Here is a 21,941-nt window from a genome sequence, read left to right as displayed (position 1 = left end):
TAATACGGGCAACCGCATGAAGATTATTATTTTAGGGGCAGGTCAGGTCGGGGGCACCCTGGCCGAGAATCTGGTGGGCGAAAACAACGACATCACTATTGTCGACAGTGATCGCGCCCGACTAAATTCACTGCAGGATAAGTTTGACCTCCGTGTGGTTGCCGGTCATGGCGCCCACCCGGGAGTGCTAAAAGAGGCCGGAGCAGAAGATGCCGATATGCTGATTGCTGTGACCAACAGTGATGAGTGTAATATGGCCGCCTGCCAAATCGCCTACTCCCTGTTTGGCACTCCCACCAAAATTGCCCGGATCCGTTCCGAGCAGTATCTGGGGATCCAGGACAAACTTTTTATCGACAGTGAAACCAAAAACAGTGACTCCCGTCCCCGTGGTGGTTTTATCATCGATGAACTGATAGCACCTGAGCAATTAGTAACCGCTTACATACAAAGATTGGTGGAATACCCTGGTGCACTCCAAGTATTGGAATTCGCCGAAGGCCGCTTAAGCTTAGTGGCGGTACGGGCATATTATGGCGGCCCGTTAGTCGGCAATGCGCTAGCAACCCTGCGCGAGCATATGCCGAATATTGATACCCGGGTGGCAGCGATTTTCCGCCAAGGTAAACCTATCATGCCCCGGGGCACCACGATTATCGAAGCCGATGATGAAGTGTTCTTTGTCGCTGACAGTCGCCATATCCGGGCCGTGATGAGTGAAATGCAGAAGCTGGACAATTCCTACCGCAATATCATGATTGCCGGTGGCGGTAATATCGGTTTGGGATTAGCCAAGCGGCTGGAACGCAGCCATTCCGTTAAACTGATTGAACGGCGGCTAGAACGGGCCGAAGCACTGTCTGAAAAACTGGAAAACACCACAGTCTTTTGTGGCGATGCATCCGATCAGGAGTTATTACAGGAAGAACATATTGATCAGACCGATGTATTTATTGCCGTCACCAATGATGACGAAGCCAATATTATGTCGGCACTGTTGGCCAAACGCATGGGTGCCAAAAAAGTAATGGTACTTATCCAGCGTGAAGCCTATGTGGATATTGTGCAGGAGGCCAATATTGATATCGCCATTTCACCTCAACAGGCCACTATCTCGGCGCTGCTGACCCATATTCGTCAAGGCGATATCTGTAATGTGTATTCTTTGAGGCGTGGTGCCGCTGAGGCCATTGAGGCAATTGCCCACGGTGACGCCAATACTTCAAAGGTCGTCGGTAAGGCTATCGGCGATATCAAGCTGCCGCCCGGCACAACCATCGGTGCTATCGTCCGTGACGAAGAGGTATTGATGGCTCATGACAAGACAGTGATCGAACAGGGGGACCATGTGATTCTGTTTTTAGTGAACAAAAAGTTTATCGGCGAAGTCGAGAAGCTGTTCCAGCCGAGCGCATTTTTCTTCTAATCACGTAGAAATCAATCCTATGTTGAACATCCGTCCGCTGTTGTTCATTCTGGGTACTTTTCTGTCGATGATGGCAGGCTTTATGCTGTTACCACTGTTCTTTGCGCTGATCTATGGCGAAGAAACAGTGGGCGCATTTATGCTGTCGGCCCTGATTACAGGGACAGTCGCCAGTATGTGTATCCATAGTGGGCAAAGAAAGCAGTTCAAGCTCAATATCCGCGACATGTTTCTGCTGACCAGCCTCACCTGGCTGATTGTCAGTTTATTTGCCGCGATGCCATTTACCCTCTACCACGGTATCGGCTACACAGATGCATTTTTCGAGACCATGTCCGGGGTAACAACTACGGGCTCTACCGTATTGTCCGGACTGGATAATATGGCCCACAGTATTTTGATGTGGCGCTCCCTGTTGCAGTGGCTGGGAGGGATCGGCTTTATTGTGATGGCCGTAGCCATTTTGCCCTTCCTCAACGTCGGGGGGATGCGGTTGTTCCGCACCGAAAGCTCTGACTGGGGAGATAAAGCGGTTCCCCGTACCCGCAGCATGGCGAAAAACCTGTTCTGGGTGTACATCCTGCTCACCATTATGTGTGCCATTAGCTATCACATCGCGGGGATGAACTGGTTTGACGCCATCAACCATGCTATGACCACGCTGTCCACCGGTGGTTATTCCACTTCAGATAAATCCATGTCCAATTTCAGTCATGGGGCACAATGGGTTGGTACCGTCTTTATGGCAGCTGGGGGGTTACCCCTTTTGCTGTTTATGCAGACGATCAGCCAACGCTCAATGAGTGTGTGGAAAGATGCGCAGGTACGCGGTTATATCATGCTGCTGATCACTGTCTCTATGGTTCTCGCCGTGTGGCTTTGGTATACCCGGGATGTCGCCTTCAATGATGCTATCCGTCTGACCAGTTTCAACGTGGTTTCAGTGGTCACCACCACAGGCTATGGATTAACAGATTACGGCACCTGGGGAGGATTCTCCTACGTGGTATTCCTGTTTCTCATGTTGGTTGGCGGCTGCTCAGGTTCAACAGCGGGCGGGATTAAAATTTTCCGTTTTCAAATTGCGTTATCCGTTATGCGGGAACAGCTGAAACTGCAATTCCATCCCAATGGCGTGTTTCGTCAAACCTACAACAATCGCCCGGTATCCGATGATATTGTCCGCTCGATAGTGACATTCAGCCTGCTCTTTCTCGGAGTAATTGTGGCGATTGCCTTTATTCTGGTACTCACAGGGCTGGATCCCATGACCAGCATTTCAGGTTCAATCACCGCAGTGACCAACGTCGGGCCAGGGCTCGGACCAGTAGTGGGGCCATCAGGCAATTTCTCTTCGCTGCCGGATATTGCCAAATGGTCACTGGCCATCGGCATGCTACTAGGGCGACTGGAAATCCTGACTGTCGCAGTACTATTCCACCCTAGTTTTTGGAAGTACTGAGCCCATCGCACCATCAAAAATGGCGCCCAGTCCCCCAGGCGCCATTTTCCACAACCCTAAAAACGGTCGTCGCTGGTAATTAAGTATCAGGCTAGTTGCCGTAAATGGCTGGCATAACGTTTCACATCTTGCCAGTCGGTATAATCAATCACAGCTTTCGGATCTGTCGGCCCATTGGTCATTTTCATAATCAACTGAATTGCCAAACGGTCATACCAAGGCCAAGAAGGATAATCCACCTTACCGGGAATAATCTTTAAATCTGTCGGTTGCCAGGGAGATAAGGTCAGAAACTTCTGCAGGTATTTATTGTTTTCTAACACCCGCTTTTCCGGATTACGCGCCACCACATTAACACAGAAGAAGCTATTCGGTTTGTCGGCCAGTTGTTGCCGATAACGCTCAATAAAAGCAAAAACAGATTTATGATAAGTGCCGTACAGTACCGGCGCTCCAAGGGCAATCACATCATATTTATCCCATTGTGGTTCCACACCATCACGAATATTCACCACATCACACTGATCACCGTCCAAGCGGATCTGCTCCGCAATGGTATTGGCAATTTTTGCGGTATGACCACCGCGAGAAAAATAGAGTATTAATACGGTTTTCATCTCGATACCATTAAGAAGACAACTGCCCAGTAGAGCATATTACAGCATCAGCAAACCGCTGCCGCAGCGAGGATCACAAATATGCCAACACTCAGTTCCACAACCCGGCGTGCAATGCCACAGTAACAAGACTGGCGCCTGAAACCCATTGCGATTAGAATCAGCTAATCCTTTGAAAATACGCAGGTAAATATGGAAAAGAAAATCGATACCGGGGAAATGGTGACTAATGCCCAGCAAGCAACTGAGTGGCTTAAAGCGATGGCAAATCCCTATCGATTAATTGTATTGTGCCAGTTGTTAGAGCAAGAGCTCAGTGTCACCCAACTCAATGCGACCGTTCCCCTTAGCCAATCGGCTCTGTCGCAACACCTAGCTATTTTACGCAAGCAAGAACTCGTTGCCTGCCGAAAAAGCTCCCAAAATATTTACTATCGCCTTAATAACGATGGTGTCCGGGATGTCATCAGCATTATGTACCGACAATTCTGTGTCTGATACTGCATGTCCTCCTTCAGCCTGCACTTTGCAGGCTGTTTTATTTCTCCACCATCATAGTGGCAAATTGCGCAGCAAAAGCATCAACCTTTTGCCAATCCGTAAACTCAAACCGCTGCGTCACATTGGTTGGCCCTTTGGTCAGCCACATAATAAAGCGAATGATATTACGATCGAAAAAACCGTATTCCGGATAAATAATTCGTCCTGCAAACACAGCTAAACAGTCAGGCTGCCAGTCGGTTTCAGCAAAGAACTTTTGCATATAAGGATTGGTTTGCGGCGTATTTTTGTCAGCTTTGCGCGCCACCGCATTCACACTGAAAAAGCCGCTGACTTTCTGGTGTAACAATGCCTGATAACGCTGGACAAACGCCTGTACAGCCGGGCGATGGCGGCCATAACGGATACTGGCGCCCAGTAGGATTTTGTCATACTCCGCCAATCTCGTTTCATCGAGCTGCGCCAACTCAACCACATCCACACCCGATCCCGCTTCGCGGCAAATAATGGCAATACGCTCACAGATACGCCGCGTTTGGCCATCAATGGTGGAGTAGACAATTAGGATATGACTCATCAGTTTTTCCAGAAAGTTGGGGTAAATAACACTAATAAGGTAAAAATTTCCAGCCGCCCAAATAACATGGCAATCACCAGCACCCATTTAGCCCCATCTGAAATGCTGGCGTAGTTACTGGCAACCTCACCCAACCCTGGACCGAGGTTATTCAAACAGGCGGCGACGGCACTAAAGGCGGTGATGTTATCCATTCCCAGCGCCAACAACACCAGCATACAAAGAACAAAAACCAAGGTATAAGCAGAGAAAAATCCCCATACCGCATCAATGACCCGATCCGGCAATGCCGTTGCACCAATCCGGATAGAAAACATCGCCCGGGGATGCACCAGCCGCTTTAACTCGCGCGAGCCCTGCAGCAAAAGCAAGATCATCCGCATGACCTTGATGCCACCGGCAGTTGACCCGCCACACCCACCAATAAAACTGGAAAAAATAAGCAGCATAGGTAAAAACAGCGGCCACAGGTGAAAACTTTCTGTACCAAAGCCCGCCGTAGTCGAAATCGATACCGCCTGAAACAAGGCATAATCCAACGTTTCCTCGGCAGAGTCATAAATGCCTGTGTAATACAGGGTGCCAAAACAGATAGCCGCCAACATCAGCTGAACGCCAATCAGCACCTTAAACTCCATATCCCGCCAATACACCTTAAAATTAATCCCGCGGCGGGAAAAAGCGGCAAAGTGGATACTGAAGTTTATCGCCGAAACCAGCAGGAAAAATACGCAGATAAGGTTGATAGTCGGACTGTGGAAATAGCCCATACTGGCATCGTGGGTAGAAAAGCCACCAATCGCGATAGTGGAGAATGAGTGGCAGATAGCATCAAATGCCGACATACCGGCCAACCAGTAAGCTGAAGCACAAGCAATAGTCAGCAACAAATAGATATACCACAGTGCTTTCGCTGTTTCGGCAATCCTGGGGGTCATTTTACTGTCTTTCACTGGCCCGGGAATTTCGGCGCGATACAACTGCATCCCACCGACCCCCAATACGGGCAAAATAGCCACCGCCAGTACAATGATCCCCATTCCCCCCAGCCATTGCAGTAAGTGCCGGTAGAATAAGATGGCTTTGGGCAATGAATCCAAACCGACAATCACGGTCGCCCCCGTGGTCGTTAAGCCAGAAAAAGATTCAAAGATACTATCTGTCCAACTTAAATCAGGCTGATGAGAAAAAATAAACGGCAAGGTACCGATAAGTCCCAACACGGTCCAGAACAGTACCACAATCAAAAAACCTTCCCGGGTACGGAGCTCTTTTTTACATTGCCGGTTTGGGTACCAAAGCAGAAAAGCGATGATCAGACTGACGAAAAAGGCCTGAATAAATGCTTTACCGCCACCGTCCTTATAAATAAAAGCCACCAGAGCTGAAGGCAGCATAGTCATAGAAAACAGGCCAACCAGCAGGCCGATGATTCTTGTTATCGTTCTGTATTGCATTGACAGTGCCCGGTCAAACGCTAGCGTTAAATATGCGATTATAAAGAAAAATTTATTTTGTCATAAATAAGCAGCGCAAGCACGGTTCAGTTATCAAAATGCGCCTGAACACAACCCTGGCTGATCGTTGCCAACTGGGTATTCACCGCCTCTTGTTGGGAGCGAGGTAATTCAAATGCCAGCACAATTTCTGCGCCAAATTGGCGATCAACAATCACGCCATCATGTTGCTCCAAAACATATTCCACATCCCGTAACCGAGCATAATCACAGGCCAGTGTGCCGGGAAAACGGATCTGCTTCATCAAGGTAGGTAACTGTGGCAATGCCTGTTTAATACCAGAGGCATATGCCCGAACCAGCCCCCCTACGCCTAATTTAATGCCGCCATAATAACGGATCACCACAGCGCCAATCTCTCCAATACCAGAGCCCTGCAATACCGCCAGCATGGGTCTGCCAGCACTGCCGGCAGGCTCACCATCATCACTGAATCCCGCCGTCATAGTGCAACCAGGCTTGCCGGTAAGAAAGGCCTGGCAGTAATGGGTCGCTCCGGGATAGCGCAGCCGAATATCGTTTAACTGCTGTTTAAAGTGCTCCGGGCTGGCACAGTGAAACAGCACAGAAATAAAATGGCTGTGTTTAATCTCTTCTTCAAAAATCAGCTCTTGGGCCGGTATCGGGTAACGTTCGCTCAAACTCGTCCTCTGCAAAATCACAATCAATCACTGGCATAACAGCAACAGTGCTGTAGTGAGCCATTCTACCCCGACAGCGCCCTTTACCGCCGTTGTAAACACAGTTTTGTTATTCCGTAACGGCACACCAGCTTTGGCTTCAAGGCCAATCCCAGCAGATAAAATAATACATAATCAAAAAATCTGACCTTAGACAAACACTTGCTCAAAGACACCTTTTTGCAACCAAAATCAAACACCCGTTTAAAATCACGGTTGTTTTTTTTTCATTTTGGCCGCAAACTGAGCGGCAGCCGGTCAAACAATCATCGGCTCAGCCGCACAATGGACAGGTATCGGGGGAGATATCCCCGTGCCACACCAGAGCAAAAAGGAAGCAAGCAATGATCTACCAAAGTACCCCTATTGAGGTCGAACTTCTGCCCAACCAAATTGCCCGCCTCTGTTTCAATGCCCCGGGCTCAGTCAACAAGTTTGACCGTGACACTCTTTCCGCCTTGGATAAGGCACTGGACGCCATCCTGACCCACGAAGAGGTCAAAGGTTTATTACTGACAAGTGGTAAAGACGCCTTTATCGTCGGGGCTGATATTACTGAATTCCTCGGCTTATTCGCTCAAAGTGAAGATGTGTTGCTCGAGTGGCTAGCACAGGCCAATGCCGTGTTTAATAAGCTCGAAGATCTGCCTTTTCCGACCTTGTCAGCGATTAATGGCTTTGCCTTAGGTGGTGGCTGTGAAACGATTCTCGCCACCGACCTGCGTATTGCAGATACCAGCGCCCGCATTGGGCTGCCAGAAACCAAACTCGGTATTATCCCAGGCTTTGGTGGCACAGTCCGTTTGCCAAGAATCATAGGTGTCGATAATGCCTTAGAATGGATCACGTCAGGGAAAGAACAACGCCCAGATGCCGCACTGGCGGTGGGTGCCCTCGATGCGGTCGTAGCTCCGGATAAACTGCACCAAGCCGGACTGAATATGCTCAATGATGCCATCAAGGGCAAGCTCGATTGGCAAAGCCGTCGCCAGCGCAAACAAGTAGCGCTGACATTGCCCAAATTGGAAGCCACCATGAGCTTTACTACCGCTAAAGGCATGGTGTTTAAATTGGCCGGCAAACATTATCCTGCCCCCATGGCGGCGGTAGATGTTGTAGAAGCCACGGCCGGAATGAATCGCGCCGACGCCCTGCAGGTAGAACACCAAGCTTTTGCCCAATTAGCCAAAACAGATGTGGCAACGGCGCTTATAGGCTTATTCCTCAATGACCAACTGGTAAAAGGCAAAGCTAAGAAAACGGCCAAACAAGCCAGTCCAATAAACCAAGCCGCCGTTTTAGGTGCCGGTATTATGGGCGGTGGTATCGCTTATCAAAGTGCCAGTAAAGGCACCCCTATCGTCATGAAAGATATCGCCCAAGACGCGCTTGATTTAGGGCTGAATGAGGCGGCCAAATTACTGTCCAAACAGGTAGAACGCGGTCGTTCAACCCCCGCCAAGATGGCCGGAGTACTCAATAATATCACCCCTGCTCTGGACTACGCCCCATTGGCCCAAGCTGATGTAGTTGTTGAAGCAGTAGTTGAAAACCCCAAAGTAAAATCCATGGTGTTAGCTGAGGTTGAAGCTCAGGTTAGCAACAACGCTATTATCGCTTCTAACACCTCCACCATCTCGATTGATCTGCTCGCCAAGAGCATGAAAAATCCGGCGCGCTTTTGTGGGATGCACTTCTTTAACCCCGTACACAGAATGCCACTGGTTGAAGTGATCCGGGGCGAACACACCACAGATGCAACCGTTGCTTCAGTGGTGGCTTATGCCAGTAAGATGGGCAAAACGCCAATTGTAGTGAATGACTGCCCAGGCTTTTTCGTTAACCGGGTACTCTTCCCCTATTTTGCTGGCTTCAATGGCTTGCTCGCTGATGGAGGAGATTTTTCTGCCATTGATAAGGTAATGGAAAAACAATTTGGTTGGCCTATGGGGCCTGCTTATCTGCTCGATGTGGTTGGCCTGGATACCGCTCACCATGCACAGGCGGTTATGGCTGAGGGCTTCCCAGACCGCATGGGGAAAACAGGGCGAGATGCTATCGATATCATGTTTGATCATCAGCGGTTGGGACAAAAAAATGGGAAAGGCTTCTACAACTACACCATGGATAAACGCGGTAAGCCCAAAAAAGAGTTAGATGCAGTGGCCATTAATCTGCTGAATACTGAGTATGGTGATACCAAGGCCTTTAGCAGTGATGAAATTATCGCTCGCACCATGATCCCCATGATTATCGAAACCGTCCGCTGTTTAGAAGAAGGCATTATTGCTTCACCGGCTGAGGCCGATATGGGGCTGATTTATGGGCTGGGCTTCCCCATGTTCCGCGGTGGCGTTTTCCGATATTTGGATACCATGGGTGTAACCAACTTTGTTGCGCTGGCAGATAAGTATGCACACCTGGGCGGTCTATACCAGGTCACGGACAAGATGCGTGAATTAGCCGCTAATAATGGCAGCTATTATCAAGCAGGCTAAGGGAGAGGAAATAAAAATGAAACAAGCCGTAATCGTCGATTGTATCCGCACTCCCATGGGCCGCTCCAAAGGGGGAGTCTTTCGTAACGTTAGAGCTGAAACCCTATCCGCCGAACTCATGAAAGCCCTGCTAACCCGCAACCCCAAGGTTGATGCCAATGACATTGAAGATGTGATCTGGGGCTGTGTACAACAAACGCTGGAACAGGGCTTCAATATCGCCCGTAATGCCTCTTTGCTGGCAGGTATTCCAAAGCAAGCGGGCGCCGTAACAGTAAACCGACTATGTGGCTCCTCAATGGAAGCGCTGCATCAGGCAGCTCGCGCCATTATGACGGGCATGGGTGATACCTTCATTATTGGTGGTGTCGAGCATATGGGCCATGTTCCCATGAACCATGGTGTCGACTTCCATCCAGCACTGGCAAACAAGGTCGCCAAGGCTTCTGCCATGATGGGGCTGACTGCCGAAATGCTTGGTCGTATGCATAATATCAGCCGGGCAATGCAAGATGAGTTTGCCGTACGCTCCCACCAACGTGCCCATGCAGCCAGTATTGAAGGCCGCTTCGCTAATGAGATTGTTGCTATTGAAGGCCATGATGCAGACGGTGCCCTAATCAAGGTGGATTATGATGAAGTGATTCGCCCTGAAACATCTATCGAGTCTCTGGCCAGCCTGCGCCCTGTCTTTGACCCAGTCAATGGTACTGTTACCGCAGGCACATCATCAGCGCTATCTGATGGAGCCTCTGCCATGTTGGTAATGGAGGAGGAAAAAGCCAAAGCACTCGGTTTGACGATCCGAGCCCGTATTAAGTCAATGGCCGTTGCCGGGTGTGACCCAGCAATTATGGGTTACGGCCCTGTCCCGGCAACACAGAAAGCATTAGCTCGGGCTGGACTGGCAATCACGGACATGGATGTTATTGAGTTAAATGAAGCATTCGCGGCGCAATCTTTACCTTGCGTAAAAGATCTGGGGCTAATGGAAGTTGTGGATGAAAAGATAAACCTAAATGGCGGTGCTATCGCCTTAGGCCACCCTTTAGGCTGTTCTGGTGCTCGCATCTCAACCACGCTGATCAATCTGATGGAATATAAGGATGCCAAGTATGGGTTGGCAACCATGTGTATTGGTTTAGGCCAAGGCATAGCCACAGTGTTTGAGCGGGTCTAATTCCTTACTTAACCATTTGGGCCGGCATTAGCCGGCCTTTTTATTGCCCAACACTGGGCTTCGCAAGCTCACCCCTTCTTCGCCATAAGTATTTATATGCAGTAATGTTCCACGTGGAACTCTGTTAATACATCGGCTAAATAGCTTGGCTTTATCACCCCGCATCACCCAATAATTCATTTGTACTCGGCATACTAGAATCAGAGCAAACAGAGTACGCCCCTGATGATTTTGCTTTTACACTGACAACATCATCAAAGTCGATGTTCCACGTGAAACATTCACGCTACTCTCTGCACATTTACGTTATTAACGCTCAGGGATAACTACCTTTGTTGTTCAACTAACCATCATCATCCGATTCAAACAAGCTGCAGCAATTGCACAGTCATCTATGGCCACAACCATGACTGACAAACCGCATAATTGAATAGTGTGTGGTGGTGCCAAGGCTTGCACCCTTGGTTTATGCCATATGCTGGAGTAAAATTACCCACTTTGATTTTTATTATCACAGAGGGTTTATGAGCGACCAATTCGCTGCGGCACAACACCAATTAGATGCACTGGGCCTGCGCTGTCCCGAGCCAGTTATGATGGTACGTAAAACAGTCCGTCATATGGCAGAAGGTGAAACCTTGCTGATTATTGCTGATGATCCGGCAACGACCCGTGATATTCCTAGCTTCTGTCAGTTTATGGATCACACCCTGCTGGCGAGTCAAACCGACAGCACACCCTATCAATACCTGATCAAAAAGGGCTTGTAATCTAAGGGGAGCAAAATGACCAAGCTTATCGGCATTGCATATAAAGCGGAAAAACGTGGCCCGATGCTAGAACTACAGCAAACCAACGTGAGTTGTGAAGCTGGCATAATCGGAGATGTGCGTGGCAAACCAGGTCCACGTCAAGTAACCCTGGTATCACAACAACAGTGGCAACATGCATGTGCCCAGCTTGGCCTATCGCTATCTTGGCTCAGTCGCCGAGCTAACTTACTCGTAGATGATTACAACTTTTCCAGCACAGATATCGACAAACAATTACAGATTGGCAAGCTAACACTGCTGATCACCGGCGAAACCGCGCCCTGCAATCGTATGGATGATGCAGCCCCCGGTTTAAAGCAATTGCTCACAGGTAATTATCTGGCTGGCGTTACCTGCCAAGTTGTCACCCCGGGTGAGATTGCCGTTGGCGATAAGGTCGACATCAGGTAAGAACAATCCAGTGATAAGTCAGGCGACTTATTACATCGGCTCTGAGCCATCGTCTCAGAGCCGCAAATACCAACTATCGAAAAACAAACCAGCACACATAGTCAAACACCCACAATAGAGCATCTACAGCCCGTCACTTAAACACTTACAGAAAGCCTGTAACTCTCTTAGCGCCCCAGAGGCGAACAGCTAACTTAAACTTCTACCGCGAAATATTCCTTGCATATTGATCTGCCAACATCAATGTACCGAGTATGTTCCACGTGAAACATATACCAACTATCCGCTAATGTTAGCCTGACCCAATCGAGCACAGTCCTGATAACAGTGGCAATCCACGAGATGATCATTAACCATCCCCACAGCTTGCATAAAGGCATAGACAATAGTGGGGCCGACAAAACTAAAGCCACGCTGTTTGAGTGCTTTGGATAAAGCGATAGAGACTTCAGTGCTAGCGGGAATGTCCTGATGGCGGCTGAAAAAATGCTGTTGCGGTACACCATCAACAAATTGCCAGAGAAACTGACTGAAGTCTTCACCCGTCTCGGCCATGGCAAGATAAGCCCGCGCATTGGTAATGATGCTGTTGATTTTCATTCGGTTGCGCACAATACCGCGATCTTGCATCAGCACTTCTACCCTATGGCTATCAAACTGGGCAATTATTTTCGGATCAAATCCAGCAAAAACCTGCTCATAGCGCTGTTGTTTTTTTAGTATGGTTAACCATGATAATCCCACCTGTTGCCCATCAAAACACAACTTACCAAATAGCGTCAGGTTGTCATAAACCGGCCGACCCCAGACTTGATCATGATAATCAAGATACAAGGGATCAGCGGTGACCCAACCACAGCGGACAGGGGTCGTCATACACACCTCCATATACATTTGTTTACGGGTTGCTTGATTGGTTATCTCTGATATATGAACTGGGTCAATACGTTAAAAATTAACCTACATAAGACCAGAGCGACAAGGTATAATCTGAACCATTTTCTATATTCAGCCTGACAGCGGAAATATGACTAGCAAACACGACGTAAAAACATTCCAGGGTTTTATCCTGACCCTGCAGGAATATTGGGCGCAGCAAGGCTGCGCCATTGTCCAACCCTTAGATATGGAAGTGGGTGCTGGTACGTTCCACCCTCAGACCTTCCTGCGTTCTCTGGGCCCCGAGCCAATGAGCAGTGCTTATGTGCAGCCTTCCCGCCGCCCAACTGACGGTCGTTATGGTGATAACCCTAACCGTCTGCAGCACTACTATCAGTTCCAGGTAGTACTCAAGCCTTCCCCTGACAACATCCAAGAACTGTACTTAGGCTCATTGGAAGCGCTGGGGATCGACCCACAAGTTCACGACATTCGCTTCGTGGAAGACAACTGGGAGTCGCCAACACTGGGCGCCTGGGGTCTGGGTTGGGAAATCTGGCTTAACGGCATGGAAGTCAGTCAGTTCACCTACTTCCAACAAGTTGGTGGCTTAGAATGCTCTCCAGTTACCGGCGAACTGACCTATGGTCTGGAGCGTCTGGCAATGTACATCCAGGGTGTGGACAGTGTTTACGATCTGGTTTGGACTGACGGACCGCTGGGTCGCATCACTTATGGTGATGTGTTCCATCAGAATGAAGTAGAACAATCTACCTATAACTTTGAACATGCTGACGTAGACTTCCTATTCGGCCTGTTTGATCAGTGTGAAAAGACCTGTCAGCATCTGCTGTCGCTGGAAACACCGTTACCTCTGCCAGCTTACGAACAGGTAATGAAAGCTTCCCATGCATTCAACCTGCTCGATGCCCGTCACGCCATCTCTGTGACCGAGCGTCAGCGCTACATTCTGCGCGTACGGACATTGGCCAAAGCCGTGGCTGAAGCTTATTACCACTCCCGTGAAGCGCTTGGCTTCCCTATGTGTAAGTAGAGGTAACACACAGATGAAATTTGCAAACTTACTCATTGAAATCGGTACTGAAGAACTGCCACCGAAAGCACTGCGCAACTTAGCGCAATCCCTGCTGGCAAACTTTACCGATGAGCTGAAAAAAGCCGATCTGCCTTTCAGCAGCAGACACTGGTACGCTGCGCCACGCCGTCTGGCGATCAAAATTGATCAGCTGGCACTGGCTCAGGAAGACAAAATCGTTGAAAAGCGCGGCCCTGCTGTGAGCTCAGCATTTGATGCCGAGGGTAACCCTACCAAAGCAGCTCAAGGCTGGGCCCGTGGTAACGGTATTACCGTTGATCAGGCCGAACGTCTGGTGACAGATAAAGGTGAATGGCTGGTATACCGCGCCAAAGTAGAAGGCGTTGAAAGCAAAAGCTTGATCCCTGATATGGTGCAGCGCGCACTGGATAAACTGCCTATCCCTAAACCTATGCGCTGGGGTGCTAACAAGACTCAATTTATCCGTCCAGTTCACACCATCACCATGCTGTTAGATGATGAAGTGGTTGCCGGTGAAGTATTGGGTATTCAGTCCGCCTGTACTATCCGTGGCCATCGCTTTATGGGTGAATCCAGCTTTGAGTTGGAGCATGCCGATAATTATCTCACCGCCTTAGAGCAGCGCGGTAAAGTAATCGCCGACTATGACAAGCGTAAGGCCATCATCAAAGCGGATGCCGAACTGGCAGCCCAGCAAATCGGCGGCAAAGCTGATATTGAAGATGATCTGCTGGAAGAAGTGAGCTCTTTGGTTGAGTGGCCAGTGGTGCTGACCGCGGCCTTTGAAGAAAAATTCCTGGCCGTTCCAGCTGAAGCACTGGTTTACACCATGAAAGGCGATCAAAAATACTTCCCAGTATTTGATGATGCCGGCAAGCTGCTGCCTAACTTTATCTTTGTGGCCAATATTGAGTCCAAAGATCCTCAGCAGATTATTGCCGGTAACGAAAAAGTCGTTCGTCCACGTCTAGCTGACGCTGAGTTCTTCTTCAACACCGACAAAAAACAGACTTTGGCATCCCGTCTGACCAGCCTGGAAACCGTGGTATTCCAGCAAAAGCTGGGCACACTGAAAGCCCGGGTAGAACGCATTTCTGCTCTGGCAGGCTTTATTGCCGCGCAAATCGGTGCTAACGCTGCGGATGCTGAGCGCGCAGGTTTGTTGTCCAAAGCCGATCTGATGACCAATATGGTGATGGAATTTACCGATACTCAAGGCACCATGGGCATGCATTACGCCCGCCTAGACGGTGAAACCGAAGCGGTTGCAGTTGCGCTGGATGAACAGTACAAGCCAAAATTCTCTGGTGATACCGTGCCAACGGCCGGTGTTTCCTGTGCTGTGGCCCTGGCAGAAAAACTGGATACACTGACCGGTATTTTTGGTATCGGCCAAGCGCCAAAAGGTGCAGCGGATCCATTTGCTCTTCGCCGTGCAGCCATCGGCGTACTGCGTATTATTGTGGAAAACAAACTGCCACTGGATCTGGTTGACCTGATTGCTAAAGGCATCGCCCTGCACGGTGACAACCTGAGCAATGCAAATACCGCTGAAGAAGTGCTGGAATTCCTGATGGCACGTTTCCGCGCTTGGTATCAAGACAAAGGCATCAGCACTGATGTGATCTTAGCGGTATTGGCTCGCCGTCCAACCCGCCCTGCTGATTTTGATGCCCGTATCCATGCCGTTGCCCACTTCCGCACCCTGGATGCGGCGCTGGCATTGGCTGCAGCGAACAAGCGTGTATCCAATATTCTGGCCAAAGTTGAAGGCGAGTTGCCAACCGACATCAAACCAGAATTACTGACTGAAGCAGCAGAAAAAGCCCTCGCTGATGCGCTGACAGCCCTGCAACCTCAGCTGCAGCCACTGTTTGCAGCCGGTGAATATCAACAAGCTCTGACCTTACTGGCCACCCTGCGTGAACCAGTAGACAACTTCTTTGAAGATGTAATGGTCATGGCCGACGATATGGCACTGCGTAACAACCGTTTGGCTCTGCTAAACCAGTTACGTGAGCAATTCCTGCATGTTGCGGATATTTCCCTGCTGCAGTAATAGCTCAGCATTAACGAAAAACGCGCCATTTAGGCGCGTTTTTTTATGCTTGGTATTATTACACTAAATACCAGACATAAAAAAATCCGCAGGCCTTGGCCTGCGGATTATCAATCAATGACAACTAATCGGACGAATTAAACGTCCAGCGTTGCATTCAGGGCATTAGCTTCAATAAAGTCACGACGAGGTTCAACCTGATCGCCCATCAAGGTGGTAAACAGTTGATCAGCACCAATCGCATCTTCAATGGTCACCTGCAGCATACGACGCTGCTCAGGATCCATGGTGGTTTCCCACAGCTGCTCAGGGTTCATCTCACCCAACCCCTTATAACGCTGCATATACAGGCCGCGCTTGGATTCAGCCATCAACCATTCCAGGGCTTCCACAAAGTTGCTGACTTCCTTGCTACGCTCACCACGTTGAACATAACCGCCATCTTCAATTAGCGTATCCAGCGCTTCACCCAGTTTAACGATGCGCTGATAGTCCACAGAGTGGAAGAACTCATAACTGAAGCTGTAGCAGGTATCGATACCATGCTTACGCATCGTAATTGCTGGTACAAAAATATTGCGCTCAGCATTGTGATTCAGAGAGTAGCTGTACAGCACACCGCTGGACTCACGCTCAGTCAAATCAGCCACTAAGGTTTCACACCAGCGCTGCATGGCCGCTTCATCGGTTAGCATCGCCATGGTGACTCCGGCCTGATAGATCATGCGATCAGTCAGCACGACAGGATAACGGTGAGACAAACGCTCCAGATCCGCTTCAACTTCACGGTACTGATTTACCAGACGCTCCAGATGCTCACCCTTAATGGCTGGGGCACCAGGTGCTGAATACAGTGCCGCATTGTCCAATGCCTGAGTAGTCAGATATTCAATCCGCGCAGCCTCATCTTTCAGATACTGCTCTTGCTTACCCTTTTTCACTTTATACAGTGGTGGTTGAGCAATATAAATAAATCCACGCTCAATCAGCTCAGGCATTTGACGGAAGAAAAAGGTCAACAGCAAAGTACGAATGTGCGAGCCGTCGACGTCAGCATCCGTCATGATGATGATATTGTGATAACGAGTTTTATCTGGATCATACTCATCACGACCGATACCACAGCCCAGTGCCGTGATCAGCGTTGCCACTTCCTGAGAAGACAGCATCTTATCAAAGCGGGCTTTTTCCACGTTCAGGATCTTACCTTTCAGCGGCAAAATAGCCTGGTTCTTACGGTTACGTCCTTGCTTAGCTGAGCCGCCTGCAGAGTCACCCTCCACAATGTAAATTTCAGAAAGGCCAGGGTCTTTTTCCTGACAGTCTGCCAACTTACCTGGCAGGCCACCCAAATCCAGTGCCCCTTTACGGCGAGTCATTTCCCGCGCTTTTCGAGCCGCTTCACGGGCACGCGCCGCATCGATAATCTTGCCAACAATCATCTTGGCATCAGCAGGATTTTCCAGCAGGTAGTCATTGAGCTGCTCACCCATGGTCTGCTCAACGGCGGTTTTCACTTCACTCGAAACCAATTTATCTTTAGTTTGGGAGCTAAATTTAGGATCAGGTACCTTCACCGAAACAACTGCTGTCAAACCTTCACGGGCATCATCGCCTGTGGCACTGGTTTTACCCTTTTTATTAAACCCTTCCCGTTCCATATAGTTATTCAGGTTACGGGTCAGCGCACCACGGAAACCGGCCAGGTGGGTACCACCATCACGCTGAGGAATATTGTTGGTAAAGCAGTAGATGTTTTCTTGGAAACCATCGTTCCACTGCATTGCTACTTCCACGGTAATGCCATCTTCTTCACGCTCGGCAGTGAAGTGGAAAACATCTTTGTTTACCGGGGTTTTATTGCGATTCAAATAATCAACAAAGGCACTGATACCACCTTCGTATTTAAAGAATTCATCTTTATGATCCCGCTCATCCATCAGGCGAATACCAACGCCTGAGTTCAAGAAGGACAATTCACGTACCCGCTTGGCAAGAATTTCGTAATGAAACTCAACATCGGAGAAGGTTTCTTTACTAGGCCAAAAACGGATAGCCGTACCGGTTGAGCTGGCTTCACCTACCACAGCGATAGGTGCATCTGGTACTCCATGGGTATAAAACTGCTCATGGACTTTGCCATCCCGGCGAATAGTCAGCTGCAGCTTTTCAGACAGTGCGTTAACAACCGACACACCCACACCGTGCAGACCGCCGGACACCTTATAAGAGTTGTCATCGAACTTACCACCGGCGTGCAGTATTGTCATAATCACTTCAGCAGCAGACACCCCTTCTTCCGGGTGCAGCGCCACCGGGATACCCCGGCCATCATCCTGCACGGAAACAGACCCGTCCGTGTGAATAGTGATGGTGATATCACTGCAGTAACCGGCCAACGCTTCATCGATAGAGTTATCGACTACTTCGAATACCATGTGATGCAGGCCAGTGCCATCGTCTGTGTCACCAATATACATCCCAGGTCTTTTACGTACTGCATCAAGGCCTTTCAGTACCTTAATGCTCGAAGAATCGTAACTATTCTCTGACATATTATTCTCTCGTCGTTTATTCAACTTGCGTTACACGCCCATGTTCCACATGGAACACCCTGCTGGGAGCCTGATGGAGCGAGTCAACTATGGCTGTAGGTTCGATGGCGGTGACAAATATCTGTGCCCCCGTATCGGTTAACTGCTTCAGCAACAGTCGCCTGTGATCGGCGTCCAACTCTGATGGCAAATCATCCACCAGATAAATACTGTTTTTATCGGTTTGCTGCTTCAGCAGCTTGCCCTGTGCGATGCGTAATGCACACACTAAAAGCTTTAGCTGTCCGCGGGATAAAGCATCCTGAGCCGGCAAAATACCGACCCGTAAACGCAAATCCGCTTTGTGGGGACCGCTAACGGTATGCCCCATGGATAAATCACGCTGATATTGGTCTTCAAGTAATTGAGCCAAATCCGTTTTACTGTCCCATCCACGGGTAAAAGAAACCTTAACGCTAACCTGTGGTAAAAACTCTCCGATTATACCCTTAAGCAGTTCATTTAACGAGTCTACATATGCTTTTCGTATCTCGGTAACCTGCTCGGCATAACGCACCAACTCCCGGTCCCAGAACTGAATATTCTGGTAATCGGCACCATCCCGTAGCAGCTGATTACGCTGCTTGAGAATACGCCGGGTATTAACCCAAGCTTGGTAAAAATGGGGTTCAGCATGGAAAGCCCCCCAATCGATAAACTGGCGACGGGACTTGGGTCCTTCAAACAGCAATGAAAAACTTTCCGGTGTGATGACTTGGATAGGTAAGGTTTCAGCCAATACCGATAAGCGGCGAACTTTGCAGCCATCAATTTTGACCTCGGTATCCCCATTACGGTAACGGCGAAAGCCAATTTTCCCATCACCATTATCCTGACTTAGTGCCGCAAAGACAGTGAGCATACCGGCATCGGTTTGGATCACCCGTTGTGATAGGTGACTGCGAAAAGAACGCCCCATGCCTAAAAAGTAAATGGCTTCCAGAATACTGGTTTTGCCACTGCCATTCTGGCCGTAGATCAAATTCAGCCCAGTGCCGGGTAGCAATTGGGCTGAATCAATGTTGCGGAACGCTTCAATAGTAAGGCGGTTCAGGCTCATGCAATACCACATGCAGCCAGCCTCTGTGACTGGCTGACATCCTGATTAAAGACGCATTGGCATGACCACGTACATAGAATCTTCTTCCACGTGGTTTTCAATCAATGCACTGGAGTTACCGTCGATCAGGGTAATACGAACATCTTCACTGCGCAGACTGTTCAGTACATCCAACAGATAAGATACGTTAAAGCCAATCTCCAATGGCTGCGCCTGATATTCCACATCAATGATCTCTTCCGCTTCTTCCTGTTCAGGGTTGTTGGCGGTAATTTTCAGCAGGTTCTGCTCCAGCTGAATACGTACCCCACGGAATTTTTCATTGGATAGAATCGAAGCTCGCATTAGCGCCTGTTTGAACTGATTGCGCCCAGCAATCACAATTTTATCGCCGCCTTTCGGCAGTACCCGGCGGTAATCCGGGAAGCGACCGTCCACCAGTTTACTGGTAAAGACCGCCGTTGCAGTGGTCGCTCGAATGGCATTTTCCCCGATGGCAATCTGAATATCCTGCTCATCGTTATCCAACAGCCGTGACAGCTCAACCACCCCTTTGCGAGGAACGATCACTTGCTTTTCTGGCAGGTTAGCCTCCAGCACCCGGTGACTCAATGCCAAACGGTGGCCATCAGTAGCGACCGCCCGCAACATATTACCTTCTGTCTCCAACAACAGCCCATTGAGGTAATAACGCACATCTTGGTTGGCCATAGAGAACTGCGTGGCATCAATCAAGGATTTAAGCATGCCCTGCTTAAGGGTGAACTCTATCTCACTCTGAAAAGCATCCACATTGGGATACTCTTCCGCAGGCAAGGTGGCCAAAGAAAACCGACTACGACCACAGCGCAACAACCATTTATTGTCTTGCTGTTCAATCTTCAGCTCAGTCTGCTCTGGCAGAGACTTAACAATATCAAGCAATTTTTTTGCCGGCACAGTAGTACGTCCCGGTTCAATATCGCCCTGTACCGGTGCTTCACCAACCAATTCAACTTCAAGATCGGTACCGGTCAATTTAAGTGACTGGGGACTGACTTCCACAAGGAGGTTGGACAAAATCGGTAGATTATGACGGCGCTCCACTGCCCCGCTGACTAACTGCAGCGGCTTTAACAGGGCATCCCTATCAATCGAAAATTTCATGGTCTTCAGTTCCCTGTATTAAGAAGATAAGGTTCTGATCAAGTTCGCGTAATCTTCTTTAATGTCGTGACTCTCTTCCCGCAGCTGCGCGATCTTACGACAGGCATGCAGTACCGTTGTATGGTCACGACCACCAAAGGCATCACCGATTTCCGGCAGACTCTGGTTGGTTAACTCTTTCGATAACGCCATCGCCATCTGTCTTGGTCGCGCAACACTGCGCGAACGACGTTTGGACAACATATCCGCCATCTTAATTTTGTAGTATTCCGCCACCGTCTTTTGAATATTATCGATGGTGACGAGCTTCTCTTGCAGTGCCAACAAGTCCCGCAATGCTTCCCGAACAAAATCAATCGTGATTGGTCGGCCGGTAAAATTGGCATTGGCGATCACCCGGTTCAGGGCGCCTTCCAATTCCCGCACATTCGATCTCAGTCGCTTGGCAATAAAGAATGCCACTTCGTCCGGCAGATTAATGCCACTCTCCTGAGCCTTACGCATCAAAATTGCCACCCGGGTTTCCAGCTCTGGCGGCTCAATGGCCACGGTTAAGCCCCAACCAAAGCGGGACTTAAGCCGATCTTCCACCCCGTCAATTTCTTTCGGGTAGCGGTCTGAAGTCAGAATAATCTGGTGATTACCTTCAAGCAATGCGTTGAAAGTATGGAAAAATTCTTCCTGAGATCTGTCTTTGTTCGCAAAGAATTGGATATCGTCAATAAACAGGGCATCCACACTGCGGTAATAACGTTTAAATTCTTCGATCGCATTATTTTGCAGTGCTTTTACCATGTCCTGCACAAACCGCTCCGAATGCATGTAAACCACCTTAGCATTCGGGTTGTTTTTAATAATGCCATTACCAACGGCGTGCAGCAGGTGTGTTTTACCCAAACCAGTGCCGCCATAAAGGAACAGCGGGTTATAAGCGCCACCAGGATTCTCAGATACCTGCATTGCCGCGGCCTTACCTAACTGGTTGGATTTACCCTCAACAAAGTTATCAAACTGGTAAGTTGGATTGATATTACTGCGGTGTCCCGGCATGGCGGGAGCCGGCTCAACCGGCGCATTAAAGGTGGCACTGACCGCCGGCTTGCTGCTCACGGGTGCACTATAACTTGTGGTACGTGCAGCTGGCGTGGGTGCCGCGCTGCGGGCAGATGGACGACTGCCGATATCAAACCGCAGTTTTGGGGCATCACTGCCCAACTGCTCAATAAAGAACTGGTTGATAATATTTAAATATTTATCACGAACCCAATCCAACACAAAACGGTTGGGGGCATACAGCACCAGGGTATCGCCATCCATTTCAGCTTGTAACGGTCTAATCCACATACTGAACTGCTGAGCAGAAAGCTCATCCTGCAGTCGTCCGATACATTGTTGCCAAAGTGAAACAGCCACTGAACTTATCCCCAAAAAGATCAACCGAAAG

18 protein-coding genes are annotated in these 21,941 nt (G+C 49.2%); 9 read left to right on the top strand and 9 right to left on the bottom strand.

Going from position 1 to position 21,941, the window contains the following annotated elements; all coding sequences use genetic code 11:
• The first annotated feature begins 16 nt into the window (after positions 1–16).
• Together trkA and NFHSH190041_RS00085 are read left to right on the top strand one after the other, a co-directional pair.
• Positions 17–1,426, top strand: a complete 1,410-nt coding sequence (gene trkA / locus NFHSH190041_RS00090) for a Trk system potassium transporter TrkA (protein ID WP_261923323.1) — start codon at positions 17–19, stop codon at positions 1,424–1,426.
• A gap of 19 nt (positions 1,427–1,445) precedes the next feature.
• Positions 1,446–2,888, top strand: a complete 1,443-nt coding sequence (locus tag NFHSH190041_RS00085) for a TrkH family potassium uptake protein (protein ID WP_261923322.1) — start codon at positions 1,446–1,448, stop codon at positions 2,886–2,888.
• Between the two features lie 86 nt (positions 2,889–2,974).
• On the opposite strand, the gene hemG (NFHSH190041_RS00080) is transcribed toward NFHSH190041_RS00085, so the two are convergent.
• Positions 2,975–3,505 carry a menaquinone-dependent protoporphyrinogen IX dehydrogenase gene (hemG, locus tag NFHSH190041_RS00080; protein WP_261923321.1) on the bottom strand — a complete coding sequence of 177 codons (531 nt, stop codon included), beginning with the start codon at positions 3,503–3,505 and terminating at the stop codon, positions 2,975–2,977.
• A gap of 192 nt (positions 3,506–3,697) precedes the next feature.
• Between hemG (NFHSH190041_RS00080) and NFHSH190041_RS00075 the strand changes: the two genes are divergently transcribed.
• Entirely contained in the window at positions 3,698–4,003 is a 306-nt protein-coding gene (locus tag NFHSH190041_RS00075) for an ArsR/SmtB family transcription factor (protein ID WP_261923320.1), read from the top strand.
• Between the two features lie 40 nt (positions 4,004–4,043).
• Here NFHSH190041_RS00075 and hemG (NFHSH190041_RS00070) read toward each other — a convergent pair whose 3' ends face one another.
• From hemG (NFHSH190041_RS00070) to NFHSH190041_RS00060, 3 genes are all read right to left on the bottom strand, one after another.
• Positions 4,044–4,583 carry a menaquinone-dependent protoporphyrinogen IX dehydrogenase gene (gene hemG, locus NFHSH190041_RS00070; protein ID WP_261923319.1) on the bottom strand — a complete coding sequence of 180 codons (540 nt, stop codon included), beginning with the start codon at positions 4,581–4,583 and terminating at the stop codon, positions 4,044–4,046.
• Positions 4,583–6,040 carry a TrkH family potassium uptake protein gene (locus tag NFHSH190041_RS00065; protein ID WP_261923318.1) on the bottom strand — a complete coding sequence of 486 codons (1,458 nt, stop codon included), beginning with the start codon at positions 6,038–6,040 and terminating at the stop codon, positions 4,583–4,585. Before NFHSH190041_RS00065 ends, hemG (NFHSH190041_RS00070) begins: the two co-directional genes overlap by 1 nt.
• 86 nt (positions 6,041–6,126) lie before the next feature.
• Positions 6,127–6,741, bottom strand: a complete 615-nt coding sequence (locus tag NFHSH190041_RS00060) for a YigZ family protein (RefSeq protein WP_261923317.1) — start codon at positions 6,739–6,741, stop codon at positions 6,127–6,129.
• A 383-nt stretch (positions 6,742–7,124) separates the two neighbouring features.
• Here NFHSH190041_RS00060 and fadB point away from each other — a divergent pair, with 383 nt between their 5' ends.
• The 4 genes from fadB (at position 7,125) to NFHSH190041_RS00040 (ending at position 11,681) form a co-directional block, all read left to right on the top strand.
• Entirely contained in the window at positions 7,125–9,278 is a 2,154-nt protein-coding gene (gene fadB / locus NFHSH190041_RS00055) for a fatty acid oxidation complex subunit alpha FadB (RefSeq protein ID WP_261923316.1), read from the top strand.
• 16 nt (positions 9,279–9,294) lie between these two features.
• Positions 9,295–10,458 (top strand): acetyl-CoA C-acyltransferase FadA, encoded by a 1,164-nt coding sequence (gene fadA / locus NFHSH190041_RS00050; protein WP_261923315.1) that lies wholly within the window; start codon positions 9,295–9,297, stop codon positions 10,456–10,458.
• Positions 10,459–10,982: 524 nt separating this feature from the next.
• The gene (gene tusA, locus NFHSH190041_RS00045) at positions 10,983–11,228 is read left to right on the top strand and encodes a sulfurtransferase TusA (RefSeq protein WP_261923314.1); all 246 of its coding nucleotides are present in this window, start codon (positions 10,983–10,985) and stop codon (positions 11,226–11,228) included.
• 15 nt (positions 11,229–11,243) lie between these two features.
• Complete coding sequence (locus NFHSH190041_RS00040; protein WP_261923313.1) at positions 11,244–11,681, top strand: MOSC domain-containing protein; 438 nt, start codon at positions 11,244–11,246, stop codon at positions 11,679–11,681.
• Positions 11,682–11,960: 279 nt separating this feature from the next.
• Here the strand turns inward: NFHSH190041_RS00040 and NFHSH190041_RS00035 are convergent, their stop codons facing one another.
• A complete protein-coding gene (locus NFHSH190041_RS00035) occupies positions 11,961–12,557 on the bottom strand; it encodes a DNA-3-methyladenine glycosylase I (protein ID WP_261923312.1) in 597 nt (198 codons plus the stop codon).
• A gap of 151 nt (positions 12,558–12,708) precedes the next feature.
• On the opposite strand from NFHSH190041_RS00035, the gene glyQ reads away from it, so the two are divergent.
• Positions 12,709–13,614 (top strand): glycine--tRNA ligase subunit alpha, encoded by a 906-nt coding sequence (gene glyQ, locus NFHSH190041_RS00030; protein ID WP_261923311.1) that lies wholly within the window; start codon positions 12,709–12,711, stop codon positions 13,612–13,614.
• Between the two features lie 13 nt (positions 13,615–13,627).
• Positions 13,628–15,697: a glycine--tRNA ligase subunit beta gene (glyS, locus tag NFHSH190041_RS00025; protein WP_261923310.1), complete on the top strand. Its 2,070-nt coding sequence runs from the start codon at positions 13,628–13,630 to the stop codon at positions 15,695–15,697.
• 137 nt (positions 15,698–15,834) lie between these two features.
• On the opposite strand, the gene gyrB is transcribed toward glyS, so the two are convergent.
• From gyrB to dnaA, 4 genes are read right to left on the bottom strand one after another with little or no spacing between them, the layout of a single operon-like run.
• Positions 15,835–18,252, bottom strand: coding sequence for a DNA topoisomerase (ATP-hydrolyzing) subunit B (gyrB, locus tag NFHSH190041_RS00020; RefSeq protein ID WP_261923309.1), 2,418 nt, complete (start codon positions 18,250–18,252; stop codon positions 15,835–15,837).
• A 16-nt stretch (positions 18,253–18,268) separates the two neighbouring features.
• On the bottom strand, positions 18,269–19,351 hold the full coding sequence (gene recF / locus NFHSH190041_RS00015; RefSeq protein WP_261923308.1) for a DNA replication/repair protein RecF: 1,083 nt from the start codon (positions 19,349–19,351) through the stop codon (positions 18,269–18,271).
• A gap of 45 nt (positions 19,352–19,396) precedes the next feature.
• Positions 19,397–20,497, bottom strand: coding sequence for a DNA polymerase III subunit beta (gene dnaN, locus NFHSH190041_RS00010; protein ID WP_261923307.1), 1,101 nt, complete (start codon positions 20,495–20,497; stop codon positions 19,397–19,399).
• Positions 20,498–20,515: 18 nt separating this feature from the next.
• Positions 20,516–21,910, bottom strand: coding sequence for a chromosomal replication initiator protein DnaA (dnaA, locus tag NFHSH190041_RS00005; protein ID WP_261923306.1), 1,395 nt, complete (start codon positions 21,908–21,910; stop codon positions 20,516–20,518).
• Between the last annotated feature and the right edge of the window lie 31 nt (positions 21,911–21,941).

It is taken from the genome of Shewanella sp. NFH-SH190041, assembly GCF_024363255.1.
Lineage (GTDB): Bacteria > Pseudomonadota > Gammaproteobacteria > Enterobacterales > Shewanellaceae > Shewanella.
This window is presented reverse-complemented; position numbering and strand designations above follow the sequence as displayed.